4 protein-coding genes are annotated in these 2,992 nt (G+C 74.5%); 3 read left to right on the forward strand and 1 reads right to left on the reverse strand.

Features of this window, described 5'->3' with window-relative positions:
* The 3 genes from GT042_RS32305 to GT042_RS32315 form a co-directional block, all read left to right on the forward strand.
* Positions 1 to 474, forward strand: a 474-nt coding sequence (locus tag GT042_RS32305) for an ATP-binding cassette domain-containing protein (protein WP_161312246.1), incomplete at its 5' end; no start/stop codon positions are given.
* Positions 461 to 1,360 carry a metal ABC transporter permease gene (locus GT042_RS32310; protein WP_345944007.1) on the forward strand — a complete coding sequence of 300 codons (900 nt, stop codon included), beginning with the start codon at positions 461 to 463 and terminating at the stop codon, positions 1,358 to 1,360. The genes GT042_RS32305 and GT042_RS32310, both read left to right, overlap by 14 nt.
* Positions 1,357 to 2,250 (forward strand): metal ABC transporter permease, encoded by an 894-nt coding sequence (locus GT042_RS32315; protein ID WP_161312247.1) that lies wholly within the window; start codon positions 1,357 to 1,359, stop codon positions 2,248 to 2,250. The genes GT042_RS32310 and GT042_RS32315 overlap by 4 nt, the downstream gene beginning before the upstream one ends.
* A 42-nt stretch (positions 2,251 to 2,292) precedes the next feature.
* On the opposite strand, the gene GT042_RS32320 is transcribed toward GT042_RS32315, so the two are convergent.
* On the reverse strand, positions 2,293 to 2,992 hold a 700-nt coding region (locus GT042_RS32320; protein ID WP_237531428.1), incomplete at its 5' end, for a CAP domain-containing protein.

The following is a 2,992-nucleotide window of genomic DNA, read 5'->3' on the forward strand; positions in this document are numbered from 1 at the left end:
GAGGTGATCGACCTGGTCGGGGCCGCGTCGTACGCGCACCGGCCGATCGGCGCGTGCTCGGGCGGCGAACAGCAACGGCTGCTCATCGCGCAGGCGCTCGTACGCCGTCCGGAGCTGCTGCTGCTCGACGAACCGCTCGACAGCCTCGACCTGCCCAACCAGGCCGCCGTCGCCGCGCTGGTCGGCCGTGTCTGCCGGGAGGAAGGGGTGGCCGTGATCATGGTCGCGCACGACGTCAACCCGATCCTGTCCCGGCTCGACCGGGTCGTGTACCTCGCCGAGGGCGGCGCCGTGGCGGGCACCCCCGCCGAGGTGATCACCTCCGCGACGCTGTCCCGGCTCTACTCCACCCCGATCGAGGTGCTGCGCACGTCCGACGGCCGGCTGGTCGTCGTGGGACAGCCGGAGGCGCCGGCCGTGCACACCGACCGGCATCCCGCTCCGGGAGGAGGGGGCCGCGGTGCCACTCGGTGACGTGTACGGAGGGTGGTCCTGGAACCTGATCACCGACGTGTCGCGGATGTGGGCGTTCCCCTTCATGGTGAACGCCTTCCGGGCCGGCACCGTGATCGCGGTGGGCGCCGGGGTGATGGGGTGGTTCATGGTGCTGCGGCGGCAGAGCTTCGCCGGGCACACGCTCGCGGTCGTCGGCTTCCCCGGCGCGGCCGGCGCCGCGCTCGTCGGCATCGGCGCCACCTACGGCTACTTCGCCTTCTGCCTCACCGCCGCCCTGGTCGTCGCCGCCGTCCCGCGCGCCGGCCGGGGGAGCGAGGACCGGGAGGCGGCGCTCGTCGGAACCGTCCAGGCGTTCCTCCTCGCCTGCGGATTCCTCTTCACCGCCCTGTACAAAGGCCTGTTGGGCGGGGTGACCTCGCTGCTCTTCGGCAGCTTCCTGGGCATCACCAGCACCCAGGTCCTGATCCTGCTCGTCGTGACGGTGGTGGTTCTCGCCGCCCTGGCCGTGATCGGACGGCCGCTGCTGTTCGCCTCCGTCGACCCCGACGTGGCCGCCGGGCGAGGGGTGCCCGTACGGCTGCTCTCCACGCTGTTCCTCGTCCTGCTCGGGGCGGCGACGGCGGAGGCGAGCCAGATCACCGGCACCCTCCTGGTGTTCGCGCTCCTGGTGATGCCCGCGGCGACGGCCCAGACGCTCACCGCCCGTCCCGTACGGAGCCTCGCCCTGTCCGTGCTGATCGCGGTCGCGGTGACCTGGCTCGGCCTGATCGCCGCCTACTACTCGCCGTACCCCCTCGGCTTCTACGTCACCACGTTCGCGTTCGCCGCGTACGTCCTGGCCAGGGTCGGCGCCCTGGCCGGCGGCCGGCGGCCCGCGCCCGTACCGGCGGGAGGCGCGGCATGACGTACGGCACGACGTACGGAACGTCCTACGCCGCCGCTTCCGCCGCCTCCGGCTGGCCCGGCGCCCTGGGGCACCCCTTCTTCCAGCACGCCCTGCTGGCCGGGACCGCGATCGCCGCCGCGGCCGGACTCGTCGGCTACTTCCTGGTCCTGCGCGCCCAGGTCTTCACCGGGGACGCGCTCAGCCACGTCGCCTTCACCGGCGCGCTGGCGGCGCTCGCGCTCGGATACGACCCGCGCCTCGGCCTGTTCGCCGCCACCATCGCCGTCGCGCTGCTCCTCGGCGGCCTCGGCCGGCGGGGGAAGGCCGACGACGTGGCCATCGGCGGCATCTTCTCCTGGGTCCTGGGGCTGGGCGTCTTCTTCCTGACCGTCTACACGACCTCCCGGAGCGCGGCGAACGGCGGCGCCGGGGTGAACGTCCTCTTCGGCTCGATCTTCGGCATGTCGGGCGGCCAGGCCCGCCTCGCGACCCTCGTGGCGGCCGGGATCTGCGCGGCCGTCGCCGTCATCGCCCGGCCGCTGCTGTTCGCCTCGGTGGACGAGAAGGTGGCCGCCGCCCGGGGTGTGCCCGTGCGTCTGCTCGGCTATCTGTTCCTTCTGCTGGTCGGCGCGTGTGCGGCGGAGGCCACCCAGGCGGTCGGCTCGCTGCTGCTGCTCGGCCTGCTGGCGGCCCCGGCGGGAGCCGCGCACCGCCTCACCGACCGCCCCTACCGCGCGCTCGCCCTCTCGGCGGGCCTGGCGGTCGCCGAGATGTGGACCGGACTCGCGCTCAGCTACGCCGTGCCCGAGGTGCCGCCCAGCTTCGGGATCCTGGCCGCCGCGACCGTCGTGTACGCCGCGACGTACGTGAGGATCCCGCGACGGCGTACGGAGCGGGTGGCGGCCTGACCCGACGGACGGGCGCCAAGTGCCGCGTGCACCCAGCGCCGGTCACATCTGGCCGAAGAGCTGCGTCCAGTACGTGCCCGCCGGGCCGCCGCCCGCGTATCCCACACCGAGGTGGGTGAAGTCCGGCTTGAGGATGTTCGCCCGGTGCCCAGGACTGTTCATCCACCCCTCCACCACCTCGGCCGCCGTGCGCCGGCCACAGGCGATGTTCTCGCCGATGCCCCGGTGGGGCGCGCCCGCCGCGGCCGCCCGGTCCCACGGGGCGAGCCCCTCGGGCGAGGTGTGGGAGTAGAAGGCGCGCGCCGCCATGTCCGCGCTGTACGTCTGCGCGGTGTCGGCCAGCCGCCGGTCGGGGGCGAGCGGCCGGAGCCCGGCCGCGCCGCGCTCGGCGTTCGTCAGGGCGAGCACCTCGGCCGTGATCCTGGCCAGCCCCTCGGCGGTGAAGGGCCGGGCCCACAGGGCCGTCCAGTAGAGGTCGCCGGAGCGCGGGTCGGCCGCCCGGCCGATCCCGGCGTCGGTCAGCGCGGAGTCCCGCAGGGGACCCCGTGTCGAGGCGTCGGACCGGCAGTAGTCCAGGAACTCACGCGGCGTACGGGGCCCGGAGACCAGGTGCTGCTCGATCCGGAGATAGCGGTACCCGCCCGCCGTGATCCGCTGGAAGACGGAGATCCCGTCCGGCCCCTCCGCGCCCAGCCGGCCCTGCCGTGCCATGGCCCCGGCATGGGCGCGGGCCGCCGCCGAC

Source organism: Streptomyces sp. SID3212 (assembly GCF_009865405.1).
Lineage (GTDB): Bacteria > Actinomycetota > Actinomycetes > Streptomycetales > Streptomycetaceae > Streptomyces.